Source organism: Lewinella sp. IMCC34191 (assembly GCF_003390935.1).
GTDB lineage: Bacteria > Bacteroidota > Bacteroidia > Chitinophagales > Saprospiraceae > Neolewinella.
In genome coordinates this window covers 136,239-162,128 of record NZ_QNQZ01000001.1, presented here as the reverse complement: position 1 = coordinate 162,128, position 25,890 = coordinate 136,239, and the positions used below count along the sequence as shown (strand labels likewise).

Annotated in this window: 21 protein-coding genes and 1 tRNA gene; 10 read left to right on the top strand and 12 right to left on the bottom strand. The window is 58.0% G+C overall.

Annotation, left to right across the window (positions count from 1 at the left end; all coding sequences use genetic code 11):
• Positions 1 to 17: 17 nt before the first annotated feature.
• The 3 genes from DRW39_RS00660 to alr are packed head-to-tail and all read right to left on the bottom strand — an operon-like array spanning position 18 to position 5,544.
• Positions 18 to 2,171: a S46 family peptidase gene (locus tag DRW39_RS00660; RefSeq protein WP_116105066.1), complete on the bottom strand. Its 2,154-nt coding sequence runs from the start codon at positions 2,169 to 2,171 to the stop codon at positions 18 to 20.
• Between the two features lie 9 nt (positions 2,172 to 2,180).
• Positions 2,181 to 3,128 carry an NAD(P)-dependent oxidoreductase gene (locus DRW39_RS00655; RefSeq protein ID WP_116105065.1) on the bottom strand — a complete coding sequence of 316 codons (948 nt, stop codon included), beginning with the start codon at positions 3,126 to 3,128 and terminating at the stop codon, positions 2,181 to 2,183.
• Between the two features lie 37 nt (positions 3,129 to 3,165).
• Positions 3,166 to 5,544 (bottom strand): alanine racemase, encoded by a 2,379-nt coding sequence (gene alr, locus DRW39_RS00650; protein ID WP_198664732.1) that lies wholly within the window; start codon positions 5,542 to 5,544, stop codon positions 3,166 to 3,168.
• A 38-nt stretch (positions 5,545 to 5,582) separates the two neighbouring features.
• On the opposite strand from alr, the gene DRW39_RS00645 reads away from it, so the two are divergent.
• Complete coding sequence (locus DRW39_RS00645) at positions 5,583 to 6,287, top strand: hypothetical protein (RefSeq protein ID WP_116105063.1); 705 nt, start codon at positions 5,583 to 5,585, stop codon at positions 6,285 to 6,287.
• Between the two features lies 1 nt (position 6,288).
• On the opposite strand, the gene DRW39_RS00640 is transcribed toward DRW39_RS00645, so the two are convergent.
• The gene (locus tag DRW39_RS00640) at positions 6,289 to 7,077 is read right to left on the bottom strand and encodes a hypothetical protein (RefSeq protein ID WP_116105062.1); all 789 of its coding nucleotides are present in this window, start codon (positions 7,075 to 7,077) and stop codon (positions 6,289 to 6,291) included.
• 239 nt (positions 7,078 to 7,316) lie between these two features.
• Between DRW39_RS00640 and DRW39_RS00635 the strand changes: the two genes are divergently transcribed.
• Entirely contained in the window at positions 7,317 to 7,748 is a 432-nt protein-coding gene (locus DRW39_RS00635) for a hypothetical protein (protein WP_116105061.1), read from the top strand.
• A complete protein-coding gene (dinB, locus tag DRW39_RS00630; protein WP_116105060.1) occupies positions 7,708 to 8,820 on the top strand; it encodes a DNA polymerase IV in 1,113 nt (370 codons plus the stop codon). Before DRW39_RS00635 ends, dinB begins: the two co-directional genes overlap by 41 nt.
• A 350-nt stretch (positions 8,821 to 9,170) precedes the next feature.
• On the opposite strand, the gene DRW39_RS00625 is transcribed toward dinB, so the two are convergent.
• From DRW39_RS00625 to rpsO, 7 genes are all read right to left on the bottom strand, one after another.
• The gene (locus DRW39_RS00625) at positions 9,171 to 9,995 is read right to left on the bottom strand and encodes a methyltransferase domain-containing protein (RefSeq protein ID WP_116105059.1); all 825 of its coding nucleotides are present in this window, start codon (positions 9,993 to 9,995) and stop codon (positions 9,171 to 9,173) included.
• Between the two features lie 85 nt (positions 9,996 to 10,080).
• Complete coding sequence (locus DRW39_RS00620) at positions 10,081 to 10,449, bottom strand: hypothetical protein (protein WP_116105058.1); 369 nt, start codon at positions 10,447 to 10,449, stop codon at positions 10,081 to 10,083.
• Positions 10,449 to 11,543, bottom strand: a complete 1,095-nt coding sequence (locus DRW39_RS00615; RefSeq protein WP_116105057.1) for a vWA domain-containing protein — start codon at positions 11,541 to 11,543, stop codon at positions 10,449 to 10,451. The genes DRW39_RS00620 and DRW39_RS00615 overlap by 1 nt, the downstream gene beginning before the upstream one ends.
• Before the next feature lie 143 nt (positions 11,544 to 11,686).
• Positions 11,687 to 12,235 (bottom strand): uroporphyrinogen-III synthase, encoded by a 549-nt coding sequence (locus tag DRW39_RS00610; RefSeq protein WP_116105056.1) that lies wholly within the window; start codon positions 12,233 to 12,235, stop codon positions 11,687 to 11,689.
• A gap of 83 nt (positions 12,236 to 12,318) precedes the next feature.
• On the bottom strand, positions 12,319 to 13,275 hold the full coding sequence (locus tag DRW39_RS00605) for an NYN domain-containing protein (protein WP_116105055.1): 957 nt from the start codon (positions 13,273 to 13,275) through the stop codon (positions 12,319 to 12,321).
• Positions 13,276 to 13,482: 207 nt separating this feature from the next.
• Positions 13,483 to 13,556 (bottom strand) — tRNA-Lys (locus DRW39_RS00600).
• A gap of 86 nt (positions 13,557 to 13,642) precedes the next feature.
• The gene (gene rpsO, locus DRW39_RS00595) at positions 13,643 to 13,918 is read right to left on the bottom strand and encodes a 30S ribosomal protein S15 (RefSeq protein WP_116105054.1); all 276 of its coding nucleotides are present in this window, start codon (positions 13,916 to 13,918) and stop codon (positions 13,643 to 13,645) included.
• Positions 13,919 to 14,062: 144 nt separating this feature from the next.
• Between rpsO and DRW39_RS00590 the strand changes: the two genes are divergently transcribed.
• Positions 14,063 to 15,505 carry a lipase family protein gene (locus tag DRW39_RS00590; protein WP_116105053.1) on the top strand — a complete coding sequence of 481 codons (1,443 nt, stop codon included), beginning with the start codon at positions 14,063 to 14,065 and terminating at the stop codon, positions 15,503 to 15,505.
• A 21-nt stretch (positions 15,506 to 15,526) separates the two neighbouring features.
• On the top strand, positions 15,527 to 15,976 hold the full coding sequence (locus tag DRW39_RS00585) for a GNAT family N-acetyltransferase (RefSeq protein WP_116105052.1): 450 nt from the start codon (positions 15,527 to 15,529) through the stop codon (positions 15,974 to 15,976).
• On the opposite strand, the gene DRW39_RS00580 is transcribed toward DRW39_RS00585, so the two are convergent.
• Positions 15,973 to 16,971: a polyprenyl synthetase family protein gene (locus tag DRW39_RS00580; RefSeq protein WP_116105051.1), complete on the bottom strand. Its 999-nt coding sequence runs from the start codon at positions 16,969 to 16,971 to the stop codon at positions 15,973 to 15,975. The two genes, DRW39_RS00585 and DRW39_RS00580, sit on opposite strands and share 4 nt — an antisense overlap.
• 176 nt (positions 16,972 to 17,147) lie before the next feature.
• Between DRW39_RS00580 and DRW39_RS00575 the strand changes: the two genes are divergently transcribed.
• The 5 genes from DRW39_RS00575 to DRW39_RS00555 all read left to right on the top strand — a co-directional run bounded on the left by DRW39_RS00575 (position 17,148) and on the right by DRW39_RS00555 (position 25,819).
• Complete coding sequence (locus DRW39_RS00575) at positions 17,148 to 18,116, top strand: YpdA family putative bacillithiol disulfide reductase (protein ID WP_116105050.1); 969 nt, start codon at positions 17,148 to 17,150, stop codon at positions 18,114 to 18,116.
• Between the two features lie 31 nt (positions 18,117 to 18,147).
• Positions 18,148 to 19,506 carry a dihydrolipoyl dehydrogenase family protein gene (locus DRW39_RS00570; RefSeq protein WP_116105049.1) on the top strand — a complete coding sequence of 453 codons (1,359 nt, stop codon included), beginning with the start codon at positions 18,148 to 18,150 and terminating at the stop codon, positions 19,504 to 19,506.
• Between the two features lie 51 nt (positions 19,507 to 19,557).
• Entirely contained in the window at positions 19,558 to 21,222 is a 1,665-nt protein-coding gene (locus DRW39_RS00565) for a DNA polymerase/3'-5' exonuclease PolX (RefSeq protein WP_116105048.1), read from the top strand.
• 225 nt (positions 21,223 to 21,447) lie between these two features.
• Positions 21,448 to 24,456, top strand: a complete 3,009-nt coding sequence (locus DRW39_RS00560) for a SusC/RagA family TonB-linked outer membrane protein (RefSeq protein ID WP_116105047.1) — start codon at positions 21,448 to 21,450, stop codon at positions 24,454 to 24,456.
• A gap of 28 nt (positions 24,457 to 24,484) precedes the next feature.
• Positions 24,485 to 25,819: a RagB/SusD family nutrient uptake outer membrane protein gene (locus DRW39_RS00555; protein WP_116105046.1), complete on the top strand. Its 1,335-nt coding sequence runs from the start codon at positions 24,485 to 24,487 to the stop codon at positions 25,817 to 25,819.
• Positions 25,820 to 25,890: the final 71 nt, after the last annotated feature.

The following is a 25,890-nucleotide window of genomic DNA, read 5'->3' as shown; positions in this document are numbered from 1 at the left end:
GCCCACATCTTCGGCCTTTAGTTTATCAGCGTCATTTCCTCGACCAGGTGCGGGGCCTGTCCGAACTTGTCGATCAGGAAGAGGATGTAGCGGATATCTACCATGATGTTGCGGCAGATCGTTGGATCGTAGTAGACGTCGGACATCGTGCTCTGCCAGGTGCGGTCGAAGTTAAGGCCTACCAGCTGCCCCTTTCCGTTCAGGGCGGGGCTGCCGCTGTTGCCACCGGTGGTATGGTTGGACCCGAGCAGGCAGACGGGCATTTTACCAACTTCCGTTGCGTAGGGACCGTAATCGCGTTCCTCGTGCAGCTCGATGAGGCGCTCGGGCACGTCGAATTCGTAGTCGCCCGGCACGTACTTTTCCATTACGCCATCCAGGTAGGTCATATAATCGTAGGTGTTCCCCTCCAGGCCGGTAAAACCCTCGAACTTGCCGTAGCTGACCCGTAGGGTGCCGTTGGCATCCGGATAGAGGCGACGTTCGGGAAAGAAGCGCAGCAGGCCGTCCATATAGGTACGCTGAAGCCCGTTGATGCGGTCCGCGTACTCGTTGTACACGTCAACTACCCGGCTTTCGTTGAGGCGATTGAGCTGCCGCACGAATTGAAACGCACGGTCGGCCCGGATGGTCTCCACGAAAGCTTCGGGATCAGCGGCCAACATATCGAGTACCCGGTCGCCCCGCGTCAGGTAGCTGCGGTCAAACAGATCGTCGATCAGTTCGTCGTAGCCACCGGCGAATTCCCGCTGATCCAGGGCGTACGCAGCCTGGTATTGAGAAGGTAATTTCTCGTAGTACTCCGGCAATAAAGCTCGGGCTACCTTCTTGTCGACGGCGGGGCTGTACCCGTCGTAGATGCCCTGCAGGTACGTAAGCAGCCGTTCACTACGCTGCCGGAAGGCGTCCATACCGTTGTTATCTGCGATGGCGAACTGGGCATCCAGGATGTTAGCCAGACGGAAAAGATCAATATTATAGTTCAATTCACCGACGTAGGCCCGCGTTTTTTCCAGTTCCAGCCGATCCGTGTACAGTCGGTTCAATTCGGGAATGAGTGCCCCGTATTTCTCCTGCGCCGATGGCTTGGCGGCCAGCCGCTCGGCGAAGTCGCGCTCCATTTGGCGACGGTGGGCTACGGCACCGACGGCCTCCACGCCCTGGCTTTCGCCCCGCCATTTCTTCCAGGCGTTGGCGATGCGGGCCTGTTTACTGGCGTAATCGATCCGGATCTGTTCGTCCGCCCGCATGGCACTATCGATGACGGCGAGACTGAGGTCGCGCATCCCGATGCGGATGGGGTTGATGATCTCCGTACGCTGCTCCATAGCCACGGCGGGCAGGTACTGCTCCGTGGTGCCGGGAAAGCCAAAGATCATGCTGAAGTCCCCCGGGTCGATGCCGGCCGTACTGACTTCCAGGTGCCGTTTGGGCCGCATCGGCACGTTGGCCTCGTCGTAGTCGGCGGGGCTGCCATCCGGCGCGGTGTAGATGCGGAAAAGGCTGAAGTCGCCGGTGTGGCGCGGCCACTCCCAGTTATCGGTATCCGCTCCGAATTTCCCGATTGAGGAAGGGGGTGCTCCAACCAGTCGGACGTCATTGTAGGTTTTCGTCCGAAAGGCGTAATAGCGATTGCCCTCGTAGAAGGGTTTTACCAGAACCTCCTCAAACGCGCCTAGCTCACCTCCCAGTTTGAGGGCGGTGGTATTTGCCTGTATGGTTCGCGCCCGTTCCTTCTCACTCATCTGATCCGTAACTCCCGCAAGGATCTGGGAGGTCACGTCGTCGATGGAGACGATAAAGGTGACGAAAAGACCGGGGTTAGGTAACTCTTCCGAGCCGTCCATGGCCCAGAATCCGTCCTGCAGGTAGTTGTTCTCCAGCGTGGAATGATCCTGGATCGCCCCGAATCCGCAGTGGTGATTAGTGAGTACGAGCCCCTGGTCACTGACGACCTCACCGGTACAAAATCCGCCGAAGTGAACGATGGCGTCCTTGAGGCTGCCTTCATTGATGCTGTAGATATCCTCGGCGGTGATCTCCATACCCATTGCCTGCATCTCCTCTTCGTTGAGGTTCTCGAGGAGAAGGGGGAGCCACATCCCGCCACCGGCGTGGGCGAACAGGCTGATGAGCAGCAGCGTCAGGGTCGGTAGGATTCGGTTAGTCATGGTAGCGGCTTATAAATCGGGAAAGGATTCGGTAATCTTTTGGTACAGCGTGCGGGCGTGGCCTTCCTCGGCCTCGACGCTCCAGCCGGCGATATGCGGGGTCAGGACGGTGCGGTCGCTGCTACGCAGGTACTGAAAGGCTTCGGGCAGATCGTCCGGACTGAGCTGGACGAAGCTTTGTTCTTCGTATTCGTTTACGTCGAGGGCGGCGCCGAGTACCCGATCTGCTTCCATGGCGCGCACGAGATCGGCGGTGTTAACGACGAGTCCCCTGGCCGTATTGATGAGGTAAATGGGCTTACGGAAGGCATCGAACCAGGCCTGGTTGGCATAGTAGCGGTTTCCTTCGAGAAAGATGTGCAAACTGACCACGTCGGCTTCCCGCTGCAGCTGCTCCAGACTGACGGCTTCGGCGTAATCGTCGCCGTAGTCGGTTCGAAACTTATCGTGGGTGATGACGCGGCAACCGAATCCGCTTAGCCGGCGGGCGGTCATCTGCCCCATATTGCCGTAGCCCACCAATCCGACGGTGAGGTACTGTAGTTCGGAGCCAACGTTACCCCGCCGGACCCATTCCCCTTCGCGCACCTGGCGATCGGCGCGCCCCAGGTGGTTGAGCAGCATCAGCATCATGCCCACGGTATGTTCCGCTACGGTGTGCTTGCTTCCCTCCGGGCTGTTGAAAACCGTGATGCCCTTTTCTTTAGCATAATCCAGATCGATATGGTCGGTACCGACACCCCACCGCGCAACGAAACGCAAGCGCGAACCACCGGCGTCCAGCATTTCGCGGTCTATATCGAAGCGTGACCGGATCATGAGTCCATCGTAGTTTCCTACTCGTTCCAGGGCCTCCGTCCGGCTTATATCGGTTGCCAGGTCGACCGAGTGACCTTCGGAGAGTAAGCGTTCGCGGAGATAGGGATGGGCATCCCGGTCGAGAAAGAGTACGTTCATGCTGGCAAAGTAAACAGCGCCGGGGCCGGGGAGGGTTTTATTCGCCCACGTAAACCCGGTGGACCCGCTGCCCGATGCCGGTCAGTATCTCGTAGGGTATAGTCCGTGCGGCGGCGGCGAGTAGTTCGATCGGATGGTCGGGACCAAAGATAACGGCCTCATCGCCGACCTGTACATCCCCGACGGCGGTGATGTCCACCGTACACATATCCATACAGATCGACCCGACGGTGGGCGCCAGCACGCCCTTGATGCGCACCCCGAATCTTCCCTCCCCCGCCTGGCGGGGGAGGCCATCGGCGTACCCAATACTGAGCACGGCCAGGCGGGTAAAGGATTCGAGGCGCCCACGCCGGCCGTATCCCACGGTCTGGCCGGACTCCCGCTCGCTGATGGCGGTGACGGTCGTCGTGAGTTTGAGGGCGGGCTTGAGGTGCATGCGCAGGGTTTCATCGCCAAGCCCGTACAGCCCAATCCCCAAACGGACCATATCGTAGGCGGCCTGCGGGAAGCGGGAGATACCGTTGCTGTTCAGGGCGTGCCGCTTCACCTCCGGCGCACCGGTGGAGAGGTATTCACCGTAGAGTTTGTCGAAGACCGTCAGCTGCTGTCGGGTATAGTCGTCGTGCGCTTCATCTTCACTGGCCGCGAGGTGGGTAAAGATGCTGGCCGGCGTTTCCAACAAGTCTCCGCTAGAGTTAGATAATATCTCGCGAAACTCCCGCGCCACGAAACCCAGCCGGGCCATTCCGGTATCCAGCTCCACGTGGGCGGGGAGTTGGAGATTGGCGGCGTACCGTAACTGCTCCGCGCGGTGAACGACCGGCTCCAGATTATACTCTACCAGCATCGGATAGCTGTAGGCCTCCGCATTGAGCACCATGATGGGAAGCTTGATGCCGCCCCGACGAAGCTCTCTGCCCTCCTCCGGATAAGCGACCGCCAAATAGGCCGCTCCGACGTCCTCCAGCACTCGGGCTACCGGGAGCGCTCCGCTACCGTAGGCGGAGGCTTTAGACATGACGATCACTTCGCAGTTATCGGGAAGGTGCCTGTAGTAGGTGCGGTAATTGTGCCGGAGTGCTTCCAGATCGACCTCTAGGATCGTGCGGTGCAGTTGCTGACTGAGCATGTCGGCAATCTGATCCATTCCCTGGTAGTTCGCCCCCTTGACCAGGACGGTTTGCCGGTGAAAGCTAAGCTCCGGTATCTCCCGGGCGAGGTGGGATACGGAATCATACATTTTACTCTCGGGGAAGTCCGCCAGCAGGTACTCGTGGCGGTCACCAATCAGCAGGAGCCGGTCGATTCGGCCAAGCAGCAGGCTTCGTAATCGCTGCTCCAGATCGTCGAGCGGCTGTACGTGTCCGAGGATCAGCGTCAAAGATCCGAAGCCATCCTGTATCTCGGCAAAATCGATGGCGGCGGCCAGGGCATTCAGATCGTTACTGTACGAGTCGTTGATCACGTTGCCACCGTCGCGACCCTGCCGCTGTTCCAGACGGTTGGCGAAGGGAACGAAGTGACCGACCCCGTCACGTATGTACGACCAGTCCACCCCGAAATGGCGTGCTACGGTAGTAACGGTCCGCGCATTGTCCAGGTATACGGGCGGCAAGTCCGGATATTCGATGCCTAAAGCCTCCCCGTCAACGGTTATCCCCGAGCGGCCCTCGCCGGACCAGGTGACGACCTTGCGGGAAGGGACGTCCGATATGTATTGCCGCAGATCGTCGCGCTCGGGCATAATCAAATGCTCCACGGATTCGAACAGCTGGAACTTCTCCCAGGCCATTTGCTCTCGGGAGGGGAAATTTTGCTGGTGGGCCGTTCCGATGGTGGTCAGTACGCCATGGGTGGGCTGGACGATGGCACGAAGTTTCTCCATATCGCCCGGCTCACTGATGCCGACTTCGAATACGGCGATATCGTGTTTGGACCGCAGCTTCCAAACGGAGAGCGGGACACCGATCAACGAATTATAAGAACGGGGGGTCGAACACACGGTATAGTCGGCACGAAGTATTTCGCTCAGCCAGTCCTTGACGATCGTTTTGCCGTTACTCCCGGTAATGGCGATGACGGGAATAGTAAACTGCTGCCGGTGGTAAGCGGCCAATTGCCGCAACACGTCGGCCGGCTCTTCCACTTCGGTAAAAACCGGCATATCTCCGGTTCGCCTCGCTTCCGCGCGTATCTCTTCCCGCAGGCTATCAAAGGTAGCCGCACGAACGACGAAGTGGCGTACGCCGATCTTCAGCAGCTGTGGTATAAAGCGGTGGCCATCCGTACGCTCTCCCTCGAGAGCAAAGAATAAAGATCTTTTAGGATCACTAACTAATCGGCTGTCAATCACCAGATCGAAAGACTGATACTGGCTATAAAGTCGGCCGATGGAATGTGGTAAGGGCTTCAAGTTGAACATCGGTTCCTAAAGATCGTAATTTGGCGCGTATGCAAGTGCCTAAAATAAAAACTTACGTCCGCGAATTCACCGACTGGATGCTGACGGACGAAGCGCAAGAATACCTTCCCTACTGGGAAACGCAGCAAAATTGGCAGGACCACTTCAATGTGGAAGCGAAAGACCTGGCGGCCAGCTACGATGCCGCACTGGACAGCAAAACGAATCGCCGCCACTATCGCCGGGGAGGCTACGACCCGAAGCGCAGCATGCTGGCCATCATGGAATGGGAACCGGACTTCGTGCGCGACGCCTTCCGCGATCTGTATAGCGAAGACCGCGACCTGGAGGGACGCATCCAGCGCTTCGTCTTTTACATCAACGAGCTCTTTAACCGGTACCGGGATGCCAAACCCAAGGCCCGCATCCCTACGCACTACCACGATGATGATTACCAGATCGTATCGATCTATTTGATGGGACAATACCCGGATAAGTATGCCCCCTACTCTACCGATCTGCTACAGACCATCTGTACAAAGCTGGGCGCCAAATCGGTCCCGCCGGCGGCAGACTTTCCCCGGTATACCAAACTGTTGCAAACTTTGCGCCCCTTTCTGCACGAAGAGGAAGTACTAAAGAATTACCGGGAAGTGCTCCGGGACATAGACTACCAGGGGGACAGCGCGCTCCTCATGTTTTGGTTTTTCAAGTACGTCGAACAGGAGGGACAAGCCCCCCAGACTGCACAATAGGTCAGGCGGCGGCGCGCTGCAACTGACGGACAACCTCGGTATCGGCGGGGGTGGTGAATAGTCCCTCCCCTTTGCGGTCGTCGCTGACATCCAGGTGCATGGCCACCGCGAACTCGCGGGCGAGCCTTCCCAATTCGAGGGCGTAAGGAATACTGTATCCCTGTGCGGCGTAGTGATCGACGATACCCACCCGGACACATTCGTACGGGTCGTAGCGCAGCAACAACTCACGTACCCGGTGACTGCGGTTGTAGGCTTGGCCGCGCTCGGATAGCTGTTTACGCAAGTCTTCCATCGTGGTTTTGACGACGTTCTCTACGCGGTATTTGTTCCAGTAATCCTGGGAGCCCGTGCGCCGGATGTAAGCTTTAAGGTGACGTTCCTCGGCGGCGACCTGGCAGGAGAGCCGACTCATGGCGCGGGTTTGCTCCATGAGTTCGAGCGTTTCCTCGGTGGTCAACTGGACGCGGTCGGGAAAGACGGCCTCCTCCTTACTCAGCTTGGTGGCGATAGCCTGCTTGACCTTCGACTTGGTACTGAGTGCGACCAGTCGGGCCATTTCGAGATTGAAGTAATACTCGTGCACGATGCCCGCCTTTGTCTTCGGGCTACGCGCGTAGTCCTGTAGTCCGACCGGTTTGCGGATACCATCGGCGAACTGATACACGTCACTGATCCACCCACGGACATTCGTCTGGTAGTGGTGATCGGCCAGCCCGAGCGCGCGGTGTAGCTCGGTAGCCTTTACGACGCGGGTGCCTTTCTTGCTGATTCGGATGGTAAGGTCCATAAGTGTAACCTGATGGTTGTGCAACAAAAATAGGGCCTGTTGGAATTAAAAGCAAGTTTAAAACAAATTATTTGTAAATATTTTGATTAGTTAGCCATGTAAACCGGTGTAACTTGCTGTTAAAACGATTATCGTCACCAATATAGTTACACCCCGTTGGGTGACGGACATTTTGCCTGCGCCCCGCCGCCCAAATTCAAACGAGCTGTAAAACCTTATATTTGCCTAAACTTTCGGGTATGCGGACTATACTGAAGCTGGCACTATTTCTGGTTATCGGACTGCTGGCCTACAACTATTTCTACGGTACGATCGAGGAAAAGGAACAGAGCAGACAGATCGTGGACAAGGCGCGCGATCTCGGCTCGGAAGCCTGGAACCTGCTCAAGGGCGAACGGGAAAAGATGCGGCAGGGCAAGTACGACGATGCATTGGATAAGTTGGAAAACCTCTACGGATCGTTGCGGGAAGAAGCCCAGGACCTCAGCGATTCCAAGCTGATCAGGGATATAGAAGATTTAACCGAGCGGCGTACCGATCTGGAGCGGGCGCTGGAAAAAGGCGGTGATCTGTCGCGGGCCGCCCAGGAGAAGCTGGACGAACTGACCGCGGACACCGAGGAGCTGATGAATGAAATGGAAGCGAAAAGCAAATCGGGAGCCCCTCGGTAAGACGCGCAAGATCATCCATATCGATATGGATGCCTTCTTTGCCAGTGTCGAACAGCGGGATAATCCGGACCTGCGTGGCCGGCCGATCGCCGTCGGGGGCAGTAAACTTCGTGGCGTAGTGGCGGCGGCCAGCTACGAGGCGCGTAAGTACGGCGTGCGCTCCGCTATGCCAAGCGTAACGGCCAAACGGCTATGTCCGGATCTCATATTCGTAAAGTCGAACTTCGAAAAGTACCGGGAAGTCTCCGATCAGATTCGCGACATCTTCTATTCATACACTGACCTGGTAGAGCCATTGAGTCTGGACGAGGCCTATTTGGATGTCACCGTGGCCAAGAAGGGCCCGGCCTCCGCTACCCTCATCGCCGAAGCGATCCGCGAGGAGATCTTCGAAGTTACCGGTCTGACGGCGTCCGCCGGCGTCAGCTTCAATAAGTTTCTCGCCAAGGTGGCCAGTGACATCAATAAGCCGAACGGGATGAAGGTCATCATGCCCGAAGAGGCACCTGCCTTCCTGGCGGCACTACCGGTAGAAGACTTTCACGGCATCGGTAAGGTCACCGCGGCCCGTATGCACAAAATGGGCTACCGAACCGGCGGCGACCTACGGCAACTCTCGGAGATGGAAATGGCCCAGCGCTTCGGTAAGGTGGGGCGCCACTACTATCGCATCGTGCGCGCCCTGGACGACCGGCCCGTCAATCCCAACCGCAACCGCAAGAGCGTGGGCGCCGAACGTACATACTCCGATGACGTCTCTTCCCTTCGCGTCATGAAGGAGAAGATCGACTGGCTGGCGGAGAAGGTTTTTGACTACCTGGTTGCCCGCGACAACTACGGACGTACGGTCACGCTCAAGATGAAAAGCCCCGAATTCGTGATCCATACGCGCAGTCGCAGTTTTAGCGGGGAGATACGTAAGCTTCAGGATCTGAAGGATATCGCCTACCAGCTGCTGGATGAGAACGTCGAGGAAGTACCTGTCGTACGGCTGCTGGGGCTGAGCGTCAGTAACCTGGAGCGCGAAGGTGGCGAAGGGGTACAATTGCTTCTACCCTTCGAAGAGGAATAGAGCATAGCGGAACCGTGAAAGCTTATCGCCTCGCAGCTGTTGCATATGTATTCCGCGTTGGGTGGATATGCGCGGTAAACCGAATGGCAGGAACCGAGTACGAAAGCTTATGCCATGGCTTGCACAGGCAGATAGCTAACGAGCGGTACAAGTATGTGCACCAGCACCGTAAACATTTAGAAAGTGAGGATTATGCGCATAGTGATCAAAGACCGAAAGCTGTACGTATAAGCGACTAGGTGGTACCCTTAAAGAGCATACCCGTTGCGCGTGCGCAACGGGTATGCTCAATCTATTCGGTCGGTGGGTGCAGCCTTCTCTTTCAGTTGATGAAAGCCGTCCCTCGCCGCCTAGCTGTTCATCTTCTGGAACATCAGGATACCCCAGTCGAGGCAGCCGTCCTCGGCCAGCCGAATGAAGTTCTTGTACGTTTTGACCCGGTCGTTGACGAAGCGCTCGCTACTCTGCTCGATAAGAGCTTCTTTGTTCGCCTGCAGGGTATAGAGGACCTTGGTGTAGTGGTGTACCAGCTGGTCCGACAGCTCGACGCTGTAGATTTGCTGCAGGAAGCCGCGCTTCGCATCGCTGCCGTACTGTTCTTCGGTGATCAACTCTTCGAGGGGGAGCTTTTTGATCAAAGCTTCCGAGTCTTTATCCTCACAGGTTTCGCTGCGCATGAGGGCGCTGATGATGAGCCGTCCCTCGGGCTTGAGCACCCGGTGGATGGCGCGGAAGGTTTCCCGCTTTTTACCCGTCAGGCTGAAGGCGTCCTGTGCGATGACAAAGTCGAAGAAATCTGGCTCGTAGGGCATATACTCCACGAAGCCCTTCGCGACTTTCACTTTTTTGCTTAGTTCAAGCTCTTCAATCTTGCGCTCGTTGTACTCATTTTGCTTCTCGTCGTCGTTGAGGCACCAAACCTTACACTTGTACTTCTCGGCGATGTAGCGGGCCGCACCTCCGAAACCTGACTGGACCACCAAAATCTTGGAGGCGCGCTTGATGCGCGGGAGCAGTTTGATCATCCGCTCCGTGGTCTTCCGATTTGCTTCGTACAGGCTGAGGCTCTTGGGCCGGTAAATACCGATGTGCAAATCATCCCCACCCCATACATTATGATAAATGTGTTGACCTTTTTTCTCTTCGACGAACAGGGGATTGGGGTTGGTAGACATAGATTGTGTTTATCGATACCAACGTAGGTACATGCAATTTGTTCGCAATTTGATTACCGTATTCCGGCTGTCGGGCGAGTCCGTTTCAATCCCGTTTGGACAACTCCTGCTGCCAGGTGCGCACCTCCCCCAATCTGAATCGAACGGGAAACTTCGTAGCCGCCTCGATGTCCAACTCCAGCCGGCAGAAGAAGGCCAGATACGGCTTGGCCGCGGCGAAATCAAACCCACGCGGTGCGGGCATATCTTCCGACAGCAAATAGGGCGGCGGAGCGCAGGTAGAAACATCCTCCTCAAGGGGCAGCTTGGCCATTACCATCATCCCCGGCAAATCGCTAACCAGGTCGCATTCCGGGATCGGGAGTATACCGGCTGCGGTATTCCACCCCAATCCGGACTGCGCACGCAACCCAACCGATAGGATCACCAAAAATAGCATCAGGCAGCCCCGCATTACTTCTTCTTATTCCGTTTGTAGTCGCGGAACACGAAGTCCCCCAGTCCCTGTAAACCACTGTAGTATGCCTTGCCGCCGTTCGTTTCGGTGAAGCTCTGCACGAACTGAACGAGGTAGGGATCGCGCGCGATCATGAATGTGGTCACCGGGATACTGATCTTCCGCAGGCGGGCGGCGAGGTTAAGCGTTCGATTGACGATGGTCCGGTCGAGCCCCATGCTGTTTTTGATGTAGCGCTTTCCCCGCTTGATGCAGGTCGGCTTTCCGTCGGTGATCATGAATATCTGCTTGTTGGGGTTGCGCCGGCGGCGCAGGATGTCCATGGCCAGCTCCAGTCCGGCGACGGTATTCGTATGGTAAGGTCCGACCTGGAGATAAGGCAGGTCCTTAATCTCGACCGGCCAGGCGTCGTTGCCGAATACGATGATGTCGAGCGTATCCTTGGGAAAGCGCGTCGTGATGTACTCGCTCAGGGCCATGGCTACCTTCTTGGCGGGGGTGATGCGGTCTTCCCCGTACAGGATCATGGAGTGACTGATGTCGATCATCAGCACCGTCGACATCTGCGCTTGGTAGTGCGTCTCGTAGACCTCCAGGTCGCTGGTGGTAAGCTTGAAATCGTCGATGCCGTTGTTGATCTGGGCGTTGCGGAGGCTTTCGCTGACGGCCATCTTATCCAGCGCGTCACCGAATTCGAAGGGACGGCGCTCGCTGGTGGTCTCGTCGCCGCGGCCACTGTAGCGGGTGCTGTGATTGCCGCGCTTGGTTTTTTTGATTTCCCCGAAAATATCCTTCAGGGCTTTCTGTCGCAATTCCCCTTCCATCTTGGCGGTGGGTACGTAGCCGGGCTTGCCGGGTCCGTCTCCGGGCTCGATGTAGTTCTTGTCGATCATCTCCTGGATGAAATCGCCGATGCTGTACTGATCGTCCGTGAGTTCGTACTGCCGGTCGAGATTGGTCAGCCACTGCAGAGCTTCCCCGACGTTACCGGAGGTATGCGTGAGCAACTCCTGGAAGAGCTTGAGCAGCTTCTCGAAGGGGGTCTCGTCGTCCGATCCGGGGATGTAGTTTGAAAATTTCCAGCCTATCATACTGGGGGAACAGGTGGGGATTGGGATGGTTTTGGGGAGCGGTGGTCGTCGTAGTCGTCGGGCGGCTAGCGGTTGGAGGGTGTTCGGCGATCCATCGATAAAACAGGGCCCGCCGCCGCTTTGCCCCCGCCCGAGCCACTTCCTTATAATAGCTCCACGAGGGCAGTTTCCGACGGAGTTTCCGGCCACTCGCACGGTATGCCCCGCCTTTCCAATTCCGAACCCGTGCTGGGGCCTATTGCCAGGACCCGGGCGCCAGTGGGTAAACTATAGTGATCCAGATAGGCCGCCACGTTGAGGGGGCTGGTAAAAATGTAGGTATTGGCGTCGATGGCCTCTTCTGGCGGGGCGGCGTGATTCTCGTAGCACACGGCATCCAGTACCATCGCGCGGTCCCGTAGAATAAGTTGAACGCTTAGTCGCGACTGGCGCGCCCGGGGGAAGAAAACCCGGCGGCCGGCGCATACGGACAAAAAGTCTTCCGCTACGCGCTCCGGGGAGCCCGACCCACAGAAATCTACCGGCGCATTTGCCCGAAGGAGGGCCGCCGCGGTGCCGCTCCCAATGGCGGCGGTCTTGACCTCTTCCGGAATGCTACCCGCGTACTGCACGGCCCGGCTGCTGTAAAAGAACCACCAATCCATATTTACCGGCGGGTCGAAGGGCACAGCCACAAACCGAAGCAGGGACATGCCCCGCACGGCAACCCCATGCGCGTTACCCCAAGCTAGCAGCGCGCTGTCGGCCTTTAGGTTACGGCTGATGAAAACCACAGTTACTCCTGTTCGAAGTCGTCGCCCTCCAGTTCGCCCATGAAGTAGACTTCCTGCGCGACCAGCTTCCCCTTGTTGCTGTGTGCCAGGGTGAATTCGACCGGGTCGCCTTCCAGCAGGTCCTCGAAGCGGACGTTCTTGACGTTACTGTGGTGAAAGAAAAGGTTATTGGGTGGGTAAGTGATGAAGCCGTAGCCGCCCTTCAGGCTGAAGATCTGGCTTTCCATGACCTCCCCGATCTCACCGTTCACCGGCTCCTCGAAATTGGCCGCATCGGGCTTCCGATCCTCAACGACCACCTCTTTCTTCTTCTCGGATACGAACAAGCGGTCGACCAATTTTGCCTCCGCGTCGCTGCTGGGGTGGTCGATGATGGATGACATGGTCAAAGGATAGCTCGCCTCGGCCAACAGATCCTGGCTCGTTCGGGTCACCATTCCACTCCCGCTATCGGTGGTGAACTCAAAATCCCAGCCCACGATCATTACCCGGCAACCGAGGGCATTCAGCTTGCGCACCAGGTGGACGTAGTCCCCGTCGCTGGCGATCAACACCACGATATCGAATTTGCGAAGCAGCGCCTGTTCGAATGCCTCGAGGGCAAACCAGACGTCGATGCCTTTCTCGTGGCGCCGGCCGTGGCTCGACCGCAGCGGAGAATAATGAGTGGTGACGCCGCTCGACATCAGGATGTCGTCGAATACCCGGTCGTAGTACAGTGCGCTACCCCGCTGTTGGGCTTCCGTGGCGTTCAGCCGGCCGCGGAAGTAGTGGCTATCGACAATCTTACAGCGGGAGCGGGCCACGCCCTCTTCCATCGCTACCCGCGCTTCGATGAACTCGTGCAGGCCCGTGATGCTGAGGCGGCGGCGCTGCGGGTGGTCGTAATTATAGTAATTGCTTACGTGAAGGAAGTAATTACCGTCGTAAAAGACGCCTATTTTAGTTAGTTGTGGCATATCTATATTTATATCTATTTAATTCGATGCGGCCCAGATAAACTAGTCGGTCTTTCAGCGCGATGACCGTTCTCCGTCTTCCGGGCGCGCCAGGCGGGCGGGTGTTGAAGCCTTGTTACCCGCTCCGAGGATACCGGGCCGGGCGGACGGTGGGCAGGCATACAACAAAGCCCCATTCACGGCGGGCGCGAACGGGGCTTTAGAACGTGAGCCCCCAGGGGCTCGAACCCTGGACCCCCTCATTAAAAGTGAGGTGCTCTAGCCAGCTGAGCTAGGGGCTCTGGGGGTGCCTTATTACTAAGGCGCTGCAAAGGTAAGCACGACTATTCAACTTTTGCAAACGTCGCGCAAACTTCTTTGCGAAAAGCTACTTCCGGATGCCCAATTTGGCGATCAGCGAACGGTAGCCTTCCAGGTCTTTGCGCTTGAGGTAGTTCAGCATCTTGCCCCGGCTACCGACGAGCGACAACAGCGCCTTCCGGCTGCTGTGATCCTTGGGGTGCTCGCGCAGGTGGTCCGACAGGGCCTTGATGCGGAAAGTGAAGAGGGCGATTTGGCCCTCGGTGGATCCGGTATTCTGAGCGGATCCGCCGTATTCGGTGAAGATTTCGTCTTTCTTCTCCTGGGGAAGGTAAACTGGCATAGCTTGGAGCCTTTAGTAAATAGCCTTCCCAACGGGCCGACTAATCAGTTAAAGCGAATAATTTCGGGCCGCAAAGGTAAGGGTAAATTCTTTAATACCTACTTTGAAGGCCGCAAAATGTATAATTTATAAAATCCTGTCGCCATGAAGCACCTGTTTACCTTCTTCATTTTCATCGTGGCGCTGTCAGCCATGCGGGCGCAGACGTATGTCCGCGTGGAACAACAATTGAGTATCCCGGCCATATTGCTTTCCGACGTCCCGGGGCTCACCCCGGAATACAACGTAACCAACTATAAAATCCTGTACCGCACCACCGATGCACTCGGCCGTCCCGATACCGCCAGCGGACTGCTTTCCTTCCCGGCGGAACGGTCGCTGGCCTTTCCTATGGTCGCCTACATGCACGGTACCGTGCTCGACCGCAGCCGGATTCCGAGCAATTTCGCCACCGACGAACGGGTGTTGGTTTACGCGCTGGCTACCAGCGGATACATAGCCGTGGCCCCCGACTACATCGGCCTCGGTGAAAGCGATGGTTTTCATCCCTACGTTCATGCCGACAGCGAATCGCAGTCCGGCAGAGACCTGCTGCTGGCCGCCCGTCAATTTCTCGACGAGCAGGGTATCGCCTACAACGACCAACTCTTCGTCACCGGCTACAGCCAGGGCGGACACGCCGCCCAGGCCCTGCAGCGCGACTTACAGGCCGACCCGGGCCCCGACAGCAGCCTGGTGGTCACCGCCGGCGCGCATCTCTCCGGCCCTTACAGCATCAGCGGCGTGATGCGCGAGGCAACGCTTACCAACGAGCGCCCCACCCTGCCGGGATTCATCGTCTATACCTACGTGAGCTACAATAACGTATACGGGCTCTATGACAGCCTCGGTCAGGCCTTCGTTTCTCCCTACCTGGAAGTGATTGACAGCTTCGACCGGGAGATCATCGACGGAGCGTATTTCAATTTTAAACTGGATACGCTCCTTCGCGAACGGGAAGAACGCCTCATCGACATGTTCCAGGACTCCATCGTCCGGCAAATCGAGGAGAACGATCCGGAAAGCCAAATTATCCAGGCACTCCGCGCGAACGATACCTACGAGTGGGCTCCTAACGTCCCTACCCTGCTCTACTACTGCACCGCCGACGAACAGGTCCCTTACCAAAACGCGATCGTAGCCGACAGCGTGATGCGGGAACTAGGTTCCACTTCCGTTTTGCTGGAAAGCGGGGGCGAATTGGACCACGGCGGCTGTGTCAGTCCGGCCGTCCGACGCGCACTCGCCTTTTTCGATAGTTTGGCCGTCGCAAGTCCGGTTAGTGCCGATAACGGTCGGCTAGAGCTACCAGAACTGCGCATCAGCCCTAATCCGCTGGCCCCTGGTCAGCAGTTGGTCATCACCGGCCTGCCACCGGAAGAGTTTCGGTATGATCTGCTGGATATGGCCGGTCGATCGGTCCAGAGTGGTCAGGTAACGAGCGACCAGCATATTACCACGAGCAGTGGCATCCGCAACGGGGTCTACATGCTTCGCCTGATTCGCGACGACGGCCGTTACCTGGTCCGCAAGGTGATGTTTCGCTAGCCATTCCCGTTCTTCGCGCTTATGAATGTACAGATCCGACAGGGTAACGCCGCCGATCTGCCCGCCGTACACGATCTTGTAGGCGAGCTGGCCGATTACGTCGACGCGCTGCCCCACTTTACCGCTACCACGGAGGACTATCGCGCCGACTTCGCCGAAGGCTTCTTTCACATCATCGTGGCCGAGGACATGGCAACCAAGAAAGTAATTGGCATGTGCCTCTACAACTTCGTCTACAGCACCTGGAAAGGCCGCATGATCTACCTGGAAGATTTCGTGCTGCAACCGGACTACCGGCGCCAGGGAATCGGTCAGCGTCTCTGGGAGGTGCTCAAGGAAAGGGGAAGGGAACGCGGCTGCAAATTGCTCAAGTGGCAGGTAGTCGACACCAATACCGAGGCGATGAAATTCTACACCGCTCAGGAGGCAGACATCGAGGATAACTGGTACAACGGCAAGCTGGAACTCTAGCTAACGCGCTCGAGTAAGCCCTCGGATACGGCACGTAGCACCGCTTTCCATTCCGGATCGCCCTTCACCTGGTCCAGGTGCTCGTAGGCATCCCGTTGAAACTCGTCGCGCATCTTCTCCACCAGTTCGGGAATACCCCTCAGCCGCATCATTTCGGTCACCCGTGCCACCTTGGGGGCGGGATCATCCGGGGTGTGGCTGAACCAGTCGATAAGTTCTTCCCGGTCGCGATCGTTGACCGCTTCGAGGGTTTTTATGTAGAGAAAGGTCTTCTTATTGCGGATAATATCGTTGCCGGTAAGCTTTCCGGTATCCTCGTGGTTTCCGAAGGCATCGAGCAGGTCGTCGTGCAATTGGAAGGCCAGGCCGGTAAGTCGCCCGAAGGCGTAAAGGTGATCGGCATCCTCCTGGTCGGCACCGGCCGCGAGGGCCCCCATCTCGAGGGCGCCACCCAGCAGTACGGCCGTTTTGAGCTCGATCATTTTCAGGTATTCCTCGATCGTGACGTGGCTCTGCCGTTCGAAATCGACGTCGAACTGCTGCCCCTCGCATACCCCGGTTGCGACCCGGTTGAAGGTTTTCAAGAGGGCGGGTACCCGGTGCTGATCCTTCACCGTGGCCAGATAGCCATAGGCCTGAATGAGCATCAGGTCGCCACTCAGGATGGCGGTGTTGGTATCCCACTTGCGGTGTACGGTCGGCTGTCCGCGGCGTAGCGGACTCTGGTCCATAATGTCGTCGTGGAGCAGGGTGAAATTATGGAAAACCTCAACCGCCATCGCTACCGGCATCCCGGCGCGCAGGGTCTCGTCGTCCCCGAACATGCAAGCCGCGATCAGCGCTAAGAGCGGTCGCACCCGCTTTCCCCCGATGGAGAGAATGTATTCGATCGGTTCGTACAACCCCCGGGGGTGCCTTCCATCCTCGGCGTGCTGGAGGCGGTCCAGGAAACGCTGGTATAGGTCCTGAATCTGGGGAAGTTTACGGTAGGGCATCTGGGGCGGAGGCTAAATTCTGCCGACAAACATACAAAGCTCAACCCGAGCCCCGGCGGCTGAACTATGCGGGTCCTTTTGCGTCCTATGGAGAAGTTACGAATACGCGCTTTACGGGCCGGTGCTTCCGCAAGGATACGGCAGCCGCACCCGCGGAAGCGCAAGTACGACCGAATATGCTAGACCTCATCATCATCGGCGGTGGCCCCTCCGGCATCAACGTAGCCATCAGCGCCGAACGCGCCGGACTCGATTACCTAATCCTGGAAAAGGGAGTGATCGCCAACAGCCTGTTCCACTTTCCCATCAATATGACCTTCTTCAGTACCTCGCTGAAGCTGGAAATACAGGATACCCCCTTCATCAGCCACCAGGATAAGCCCACCCGCACCGAAGCACTCGAGTATTATCGCCGCCTGGTACAGAATTACGACCTGCGCATCCGGCTATACGAGGAAGTTTGCAAAATGGAAGCCATCGACGGAGGCTACCGCGTCGAGTCGGCAAAGGGAAGCTACGAGGCCCGCAACGTCGTCGTCTCCACGGGCTTTTACGATACCCCGCGCCTCATGCATATCCCCGGTGAAGACCTCCCGAAGGTGCGCCATTACTACGACGATCCTCACGTTTACATCGGGCAGCGCGTCCTGGTGGTGGGCGCCGCCAACTCGGCCTGCGACGCCGCCCTGGAGTGCTACCGCAAGGGCGCGGAAGTGACGATGGCCATTCGCGGGGAAGCGATCTACGACCGGGTCAAATACTGGATCAAGCCGGACATTGAAAACCGCATCAAGGAGGGCTCGATCAAGGCGTACTTCAATACAACGACGGATGAGATCCGCCCCGACGAGGTTGTACTCGGTACGCCCGACGGCCAGATTACGATACCCAACGATTTCGTGCTGGCCATGACGGGCTACGAGCCGAACTACGAGCTCTTCGAACGGCTTGGCCTGGCCATCGCCGAAGACGAAAGCTGCAAGCCCATCTTCAATCCAGAAACGCTGGAAACCACCCTGCCCGGGGTATATATGGCGGGCGTGGCGTGTGCCGGCCGGCAGACCAGCAAGCTCTTTATCGAAAACACCCGCGACCACGGCGATATTATCATAAACGGGATCACGGCACGGCAGCAGCCTGCCTGAGCCCCCCCCCCAGAAGCATTAAAGAATATACATGTCAGATAAGCAGTACGAGGTAATAGTAGTCGGCGCCGGATCGGCCGGCCAGTCCGTAGCCGTGGCCGCGGCCGGAGCCGGTAAATCAACCGCCATCATTGAAGGCCGGGACTTCGGGGGAACCTGCCCCCTCCGTGGTTGCGACCCCAAACTCGTCCTGCACGCCGCCGCGGAAGCGATGTACCGGGTCGAACGACTCAGCGGAAAGGGGTTTACCAATAAGCCGGGCTTTGCCTGGAGCGACCTGATGAGCTGGAAACGGAGCTTTACCCAACCCGTTCCCGAGAGCAGCCGCCAGAAAATGCGGGATAACGGTATAGAAACCTACGCGGAATACGCCACCTTCACCGACGCTCATACGCTAGACGTAGGAGGCACCACGCTCCGTGGCGAGCTGATCGTACTGGCTACGGGTATGCGGCCCGCGCCGCTCGACATACCGGGTAATGAATATTTGCTGACCAGTGACGAGTTCCTGGAAATGGAGGATCTGCCAGAGGAGATCCTTATCGTGGGTGGGGGCTACATCGGTACCGAAACCGCCCACATCTGCCACGCTCTGGGAGCCCGCGTCACCCTGGTCATTACCGAAGACGTACCCCTGGACAAGTTCGACCACGACCTGTCTGCCCTCCTCCGCCAGGCCGACGAAGATCGCGGCATGACCTACCACATCAATAGCAAGGTGACGGCCGTGCGTTCGACGGATGACCGGTACGAGGTGTCCGTGGAAGATTCCGCCGGCCAAAAAACCACCCTCTTCACCGACCGGGTAATCCACTGCGCCGGCCGCATACCCAACACCGAAAAGCTTGCGCTGGACCGGGCTGGCGTGGCAACGAACGATGAACAGGCTATCAAGGTGGACGATGCTTTGAAAACCAACGTCGACCACATTTACGCGCTCGGCGACTGTGCGGCGACCGGTCTGCCGCTAACCCCGGTGGGCACCTACGCGGCCGCCATTTTGAATGGTAACCTGTTCGAAGGCAAGGACGACCGGGTGGACTACTACCCTATCCCCACCGTAGCCTTCGCCCTTCCCGGGATGGCCTCCGTGGGGATGACCGCCGCGGAAGCGGAAGCATCAGACGACGAGCTCACCGTGCACTATAAGGTTACCACCGAGTGGTTTCAGGCGCACCACCAAAATGCCAGCGTGTCCGCCTTCAAGCTGATCACGAATGATGACCGGGGCGTTCTCGTCGGAGCCCACCTGCTTGGTCCCGGATCGCCGGACCTGATCAACCTGCTCTACGTAGCCATTCGTCAGGAAATACCCATTTCCGAGATCGAGCAAATGATCTTTGCCTACCCAACCGCGGCTTCTAATATTAAATCCATGTTGAAAGCGTAGCGTCCGCGCTGGACGGGCTGACCGATTCGGGAAGCGTCTTACCTTCGCGGCATGACCAACCCCGAAATAGCCCGGCACTTTCGCGAACTCGGCAAGTTGATGGAACTGCACGGTGACAATCCGTTCAAGATCCGTTCGTACACCAATGCCTACAACAAACTGCGCAAGGACGACCGCGACCTAGCCAGCATGTCGGAAGCCGAACTGCAGAAACTGGAAGGGGTAGGCAAAGCCATCGCCGGGAAGATCCACGAGTTGGCTACCACGGGTAAGATGGAAACTCTGGAGAAGTGGCGCGCCAAGACCCCGGAGGGTATCCGGGAGATGCTGGACATCAGCGGTTTCGGCCCCAAAAAAGTCAAGGCCGTTTGGGACGGGTTGGGCGTTACTACGGTCGGTCAGCTGCTCTACGCGATTAATGAGAATCGCCTGGTCGAACTGAAGGGTTTTGGACTAAAGACGCAGGAAAGCCTGAAGCATAAGCTGGAATTTCTGCAGAAAAGCCGCGGCCGCTTCCTATACCGTACGGCGGCCCTGGCCGCGGAGGCCCTGCTGGAACAGTTGACCACCGCCTTTCCGGATGAACGTTTTGAGCCCACGGGGGCACTGCGCCGGGCCGCACCTACTTTAAAGGGACTCGAGTTTATAACGACCTTATTACCTGCGCTCGCCGCCCAAATTCCAGGCTTTCAGGTGAACAGCAGCGATGATCGCTGTACGCAGGGGGAGGTAGATGAGCTGCCCCTGACCCTCTACCACTGCCAGTCGGAAAACTTCGGGAGCAAGCTATTCCGCTACACCGGGAGTGGGGAATTTGTGGAAGCTTTCGTCGCGGCCTTTCCGGATACGAACTTTACGGGGCTGGCGGAAGAGCAACAGGTTTTCGACAAGGCGGGGGTCCCTCCCATACCTCCGGAAATGCGGGAACAGGCGTGGTCCATCGACCTGGCGCGGGAGAGATCCCTTCCGGATTTGATCGAGCAGGAGGACCTGCGGGGCGTGCTCCACGTGCATACCCAGTACAGCGACGGCATTCATTCCCTGCGCGAAATGGTGGACGCTGCCCGCGAGCGGGGCTACGAATACATCCTGATCACCGACCACTCCCAGGCGGCCTTTTACGCCAACGGCCTGAAGCCGGATCGCGTGCGGGAGCAGTGGGCGGAAATCGACGAATTCAATGAAGAGTTCAGCGACTTCCGGATCCTGAAAGGTATCGAGTGCGATATTTTGGGCGACGGAGCGCTGGATTATAGCGGATCCGGGATCCTGGAACATTTTGATTTGCTCGTGGCCTCGGTCCACAGTAATTTGAACATGGACGAGGAAAAGGCAACGGAGCGCCTGCTGGCCGCCATCCGCAATCCGCGCACGAATATTCTCGGCCACCCGACCGGCCGGCTACTGCTGAGCCGGGAGGGCTACCCCATCGACCATCGCCGCATCATCGATGCCTGCGCGGAGCACGGGGTGGCGATCGAACTGAATGCCAACCCCTACCGGCTCGACCTGGACTGGTCGTGGATTCCCTACGCGCGGGAGCGGGGCGTGTGGATCAGCATCAACCCCGATGCGCACAGCATCGGGGGGCTGGACGATGTACGCTGGGGAGTGGCCGCCGCGCGGAAGGGCGGGCTTACCGAGGAGGGCTGTCTGAATGCGCTGAACTTAGAAGAAATAATGTCGTGGGCGGGCAAGAACTTAACGAAACCTTAATAGGTTCGAAAAATTCGCTGCTCCTTTTTATATATTTGCCGCCACAGCAATTGCCCTGACAATTGTTGCTCCTCTGTAAACTATTAGGCAGCGTTTGCTTGCCGCCATGAGTTAGCCAAATACCTACTACTATTCAATGATGACCATTTGCATCCTGCAAAGCGACAACCTACGCTGTTTTCTTCCGGATGCGACCGTGTCAATTCTATTCTAACTAATTAACGTATGAATTCAACTAGACTCCTTTTATGGGTACTGCTCTTCGTGAGTGTGGGTGCCCTGCAGGCCCAGCAAATTTCGGGCACTATAGTCGATGACGAGGGGATTGGCCTGATTGGTGCTACGATCCTCGTTACGGGCACCAACGTTGGTACGGTCACCGATATCGACGGGAACTTTACTATTACGGTTCCCCCGCCCGCCAATACTCTTACCATCAGCTATACGGGTTTCACCACCCAAGTCGTGGATGTATTAGAAGGGCAAGATGTTTATGACATCGTACTGTCTCAGGATGGTATTGGCCTGGATGAGGTTCTGGTAATTGGCTACTCGCCTGTGAAGCGGAAAGACCTCGTCGGTTCGGTATCTTCCATCTCTACTGAGGATATTGATGTGCAGGCTGGATCCACCGTTCAATCTGCCCTACGTAACGCAGCGGGGGTTACCGTGCAGCAGAGCAGCGGCGCTCCCGGTGCGGCCTTCAACATCCGCGTCCGCGGTTCCACCTCCATCACCGCCTCGAACGAGCCCCTCTTCGTAGTGGACGGCGTGCCGGTCATCTCGGGCAACTTCGCCCGTACCGACATCGGCGGTCAGTCTGCCAACGCACTGGCGGATATCAACCCCGCGGACATCGAGTCTATGGAAATCCTGAAGGACGCCTCCACTACCGCCATCTATGGCAGCCGCGCTGCGAACGGCGTCGTCCTCATCACCACCAAGTCCGGTAAGGCCGGCAAGACTCGCTTCAACATCAACCAAAGCTACGGCTTCAACGAGCCCATCAAGCTGATCGACGTGGTCGACAACGTCGGCTACACCGACTACATCGAGGAACGCTACGGAACGCGCAACATCAGCGCCCTCGATCCGGGTCTCGACACCAGCGTCTACAACAACTGGCAGGACCTGATCTACAACCGTAACCCCATCCTGAACACCGACGTGTCGATGTCCGGGGGGACCGGCAACACCAGCTTCTACGCCTCGTTGAGCTACGACGACAACCAGGGCGCCCTGGAGGGTACCCGCTTCCGCCGCTACAGCGCGCGTCTGAACCTCAAGAATACCGCCAGCGACCGGCTGACGACAAGCATCAATATCGGCTACACGAACAGCAACAACAAGCTGGTCCAGAACGACAACAACATCTATGGTGCGACCTCTTCGTCCATCCTGCTACCGCCGACGGTACCGATTCGCAACGACGACGGCTCCTACGGATCGGCCTTCGGTCTGGAAAACCCCATCGCCGCCACCGAAGCCTACGAAAACCGCCTAATCAGCAACCGCCTGATCGGTAACGTGGCCGCCACCTACTACTTCATCGATGAGCTGTCGTTCACTGCCAAGCTCGGTGCCGACGTCCTAAGCCTGCGCGAGAACGTCTTCGAGCCGAGCGCGCTGCAGTCTTCCGCCAACGGCATCATCTCAGAGGGTTCCACCACCGACACGCGACTGATCAACGAGTACACGCTGAACTACAACAATAGCTTCGGCAACACCCAGTTCACCGCCGTTGCCGGTGCGATCTTCCAGCGCGACGACGTCCGCCGCAACTACTTCTCGACCAACAACCTGCCGTCCGACAACTTCCCCAGCGCCGACGCTGCGGCCAGCCCCTCGGACGTACTCGGTGACGTCTCCGGCGACGTGCTCCACAGCTACATCGGCAACGTCAACTTCAACTTCGGCAGCAGCCTGTACGTGACCGCCTCGGTGCGTGCGGACGGCTCCAGCCGCTTCATCAACGACCGCTGGGGTGTGTTCCCCGGTATCGCCGCCGGCTACAACTTTGCTAACAATGGTAACGTTGGCGTCTTCGAACTCTTGAAACTCCGCGCCAGCTATGGCCTCACGGGTAACAATAACATCGGCAACTTCAACACCCGCCAGCTCTACGGTGCCGGCCGCAGCTACCTGAATTCCCCCGGTATCGCGCCCTCGCAGATCGGCAACCCCGACCTCGTCTGGGAAACTACCGGTCAATTCGACGTCGGACTGGACCTCGGATTGCTCGAGAGTCGCATCGGTGCCACCTTCGATTTCTACATCAAAAACACCACTGACCTTATCCTCGATCGCCCGATCCCAACGACTACGGGTTTCCTCACCGTTCCTTCGAACATCGGTGATATGCGCAACGTGGGCTTCGAGGCCTCGCTGACCTTCCTCAACGTGCAGAAGCCGGACTTCGACTGGACCACCACCCTCTTCGGTGCGGTGAACCGCAACGAAGTGCTCTCGCTTTACCAGGACCAGCCGCAGGACTTCGGCTTCGCCACCCGCCTCGCGGTCGGTGAGCCCATCGGCAGCTTCTTTGGCTACGAGACCGACGGTATCTTCCAGAACGCGGACGAAATCGAAGCCGCCAACAACATCAACCCCGGCGATGACAACCGCGACTTCCAGCCCAACGTGGCCCCCGGTGACATCCGCTTCGTCGACCAGAACGGTGACGGCACCATCAACGACGACGACCGTGTCTTCATCGGCAACGCCTTACCAGACTTCACCGGCGGTATCGACAACAAGTTCAACTACAAGGGCATCGGCCTGGCCTTCTTCTTCCAATTCAACCTGGGCAACGAGGTATTTAATAACAACCTAGCCTTCGCCGAGGGCCTCAACAGCGTATTCGCCCCCACCGTCCGGGCGTACGAAAATGCTTGGCGCGAGGAGGGAGATGGCAATACCTTCCCCCGGATCACCGGTGAGCCCGGCGCGGGTAATAACCGTTCGGACAGCGACCGTTTCGTGGAAGACGGCTCCTTCGTGCGCCTCAAAACCGCGACGCTTTCCTACAACCTGCCCAGCACGGTGCTGGAGCCGATCAACTTCCGCTCGCTGCGCGTCTTCGTACGCGGCACGAACCTGATCACCTGGACGGACTACAGCTGGTTCGACCCCGAGGTCAATTCCTTCGGAGACAGCAACGTCGCCTTGGGTACCGACTTCCTTACTTCGCCAGTATCGCGTACCGTCGAATTCGGTATCAACATCGGCCTGTAACCCCCCCTCCAAACTCTAATTTGCAATAATGATTAAGCCATATAAAAGTCTGCTAGGACTCGTCGTCCTGCTCGGCTTCGCCTCCTGCGACTACTACGACATCGACGCCATCGACCCTACCGATTCGGTGGATGCCCCGGTGGCCATCGTCGACGCCCAGTCTGCCCGTGCGGCCCGCGCCGGGGTCTACGACGCCCTACAGGACAATGCCTTCGATACCCACCTCGCCGGTTATCAGTACTTCAGCGACGAGGCTACCTTCACCGGTACCTTCCCCACCCGCGCTGAATTCGACGCTTACAACGTGACCACCAGCAATACCACGATGGCCGGGATGTTCTCTACCCACTATACCACCATCAACGTCGCGAACAACATCGTCGAGACCGTTACCGGGCTGGACGACCCCTCGCTCAACGAGAACGAGGAGCTGCGCAGCAGCCTGGTAGGCGAGGCCCGTCTCGCACGCGCCTTCGCCTATCTGGAGCTAGTCCTGGGCTGGGGAGAAGTGCCCCTGGTGCTGACGCCCACCCCAAACGTGATCGACGACAACCAGAACGTGACCCGTGCTTCGGTATCGGCGATCTACGACCAGATCATCACCGACCTGCAGTTCGCCGTCGACAATATCGTGGACGACCTCACCCTGGGCATGACGCAGGCCGCCGCCAACGCGCTGCTCGCCCGCGTGGCCCTCTACCAAGAGCGCTATGAGGATGCACAGTCCTTCGCCGAGCTGGCCGTCGGCGAGGACTACGACCTGACCGCGATCCCATACATGGAGGACGAGCTGTGGTTCCTGGAATTTAGTTCGACCGACGGAAACAGCCTGGCCTTCTTCTACGGTCCCTCCGCCCTGAACGGCCGCCTGAGTATCGTACCCTCCACCGCCTTGATTAATAGCTACGAAGATGGAGACATCCGCCGCGAGCTCAGCGTCGACAGCCTAGGCACCCGGGCCTACGGCATCAAGTACGACGACTTTGGTGCCGCCTCGGGTAGCCAGAACGACCCCCTGATGTTCATCCGCGGAGCCGAGATGGTACTAATCATCGCCGAAGCCGCCGCGAACCAGGGCGATTTCGACACGGCCACCGACATGATCAACATGGTTCGCAACCGTGCCGGTTTGGACGATATCGAACTCGATGAGGAGAACTTTGAAGACGCTATCCTACAGGAGCGCTTCGTAGAATTGGCGATGGAAAGCGGGCATCGTTTGTGGGACGTGCGTCGTCTTGGTCGCGCCCTCGATGTATTCGGCCCCGGTGGCTACGACCCCTGCGACAATGTCTGGCCGCTGCCACAACGGGACATTGACCGTAACCCGAGCCTGGAGCAGAACGAGTGCTGTAACTGCTAGTCTAGCTGCCCTTAGTACCGACGCCCCGTTTCCCTGTGGAGACGGGGCGTTGTTATTTTAATGCCCAAGAT

Excerpts from the sequence above, each read along its gene's own strand:
- DRW39_RS00555 (WP_116105046.1), top strand. The coding sequence starts at position 24,485 with ATGATTAAGCCATATAAAAGTCTGCTAGGACTCGTCGTCCTGCTCGGC.
- DRW39_RS00625 (WP_116105059.1), bottom strand. The coding sequence starts at position 9,995 with ATGTCTACCAACCCCAATCCCCTGTTCGTCGAAGAGAAAAAAGGTCAA.
- DRW39_RS00645 (WP_116105063.1), top strand. The coding sequence starts at position 5,583 with ATGCAAGTGCCTAAAATAAAAACTTACGTCCGCGAATTCACCGACTGG.
- rpsO (WP_116105054.1), bottom strand. The coding sequence starts at position 13,918 with ATGCCAGTTTACCTTCCCCAGGAGAAGAAAGACGAAATCTTCACCGAA.
- DRW39_RS00640 (WP_116105062.1), bottom strand. The coding sequence starts at position 7,077 with ATGGACCTTACCATCCGAATCAGCAAGAAAGGCACCCGCGTCGTAAAG.
- DRW39_RS00620 (WP_116105058.1), bottom strand. The coding sequence starts at position 10,449 with ATGCGGGGCTGCCTGATGCTATTTTTGGTGATCCTATCGGTTGGGTTG.
- DRW39_RS00585 (WP_116105052.1), top strand. The coding sequence starts at position 15,527 with ATGAATGTACAGATCCGACAGGGTAACGCCGCCGATCTGCCCGCCGTA.
- DRW39_RS00570 (WP_116105049.1), top strand. The coding sequence starts at position 18,148 with ATGTCAGATAAGCAGTACGAGGTAATAGTAGTCGGCGCCGGATCGGCC.
- DRW39_RS00655 (WP_116105065.1), bottom strand. The coding sequence starts at position 3,128 with ATGAACGTACTCTTTCTCGACCGGGATGCCCATCCCTATCTCCGCGAA.
- DRW39_RS00605 (WP_116105055.1), bottom strand. The coding sequence starts at position 13,275 with ATGCCACAACTAACTAAAATAGGCGTCTTTTACGACGGTAATTACTTC.
- DRW39_RS00635 (WP_116105061.1), top strand. The coding sequence starts at position 7,317 with ATGCGGACTATACTGAAGCTGGCACTATTTCTGGTTATCGGACTGCTG.
- DRW39_RS00565 (WP_116105048.1), top strand. The coding sequence starts at position 19,558 with ATGACCAACCCCGAAATAGCCCGGCACTTTCGCGAACTCGGCAAGTTG.
- DRW39_RS00575 (WP_116105050.1), top strand. The coding sequence starts at position 17,148 with ATGCTAGACCTCATCATCATCGGCGGTGGCCCCTCCGGCATCAACGTA.
- DRW39_RS00580 (WP_116105051.1), bottom strand. The coding sequence starts at position 16,971 with ATGCCCTACCGTAAACTTCCCCAGATTCAGGACCTATACCAGCGTTTC.
- DRW39_RS00560 (WP_116105047.1), top strand. The coding sequence starts at position 21,448 with ATGAATTCAACTAGACTCCTTTTATGGGTACTGCTCTTCGTGAGTGTG.
- DRW39_RS00660 (WP_116105066.1), bottom strand. The coding sequence starts at position 2,171 with ATGACTAACCGAATCCTACCGACCCTGACGCTGCTGCTCATCAGCCTG.
- DRW39_RS00615 (WP_116105057.1), bottom strand. The coding sequence starts at position 11,543 with ATGATAGGCTGGAAATTTTCAAACTACATCCCCGGATCGGACGACGAG.
- DRW39_RS00610 (WP_116105056.1), bottom strand. The coding sequence starts at position 12,235 with ATGTCCCTGCTTCGGTTTGTGGCTGTGCCCTTCGACCCGCCGGTAAAT.
- DRW39_RS00590 (WP_116105053.1), top strand. The coding sequence starts at position 14,063 with ATGAAGCACCTGTTTACCTTCTTCATTTTCATCGTGGCGCTGTCAGCC.
- dinB (WP_116105060.1), top strand. The coding sequence starts at position 7,708 with ATGAAATGGAAGCGAAAAGCAAATCGGGAGCCCCTCGGTAAGACGCGC.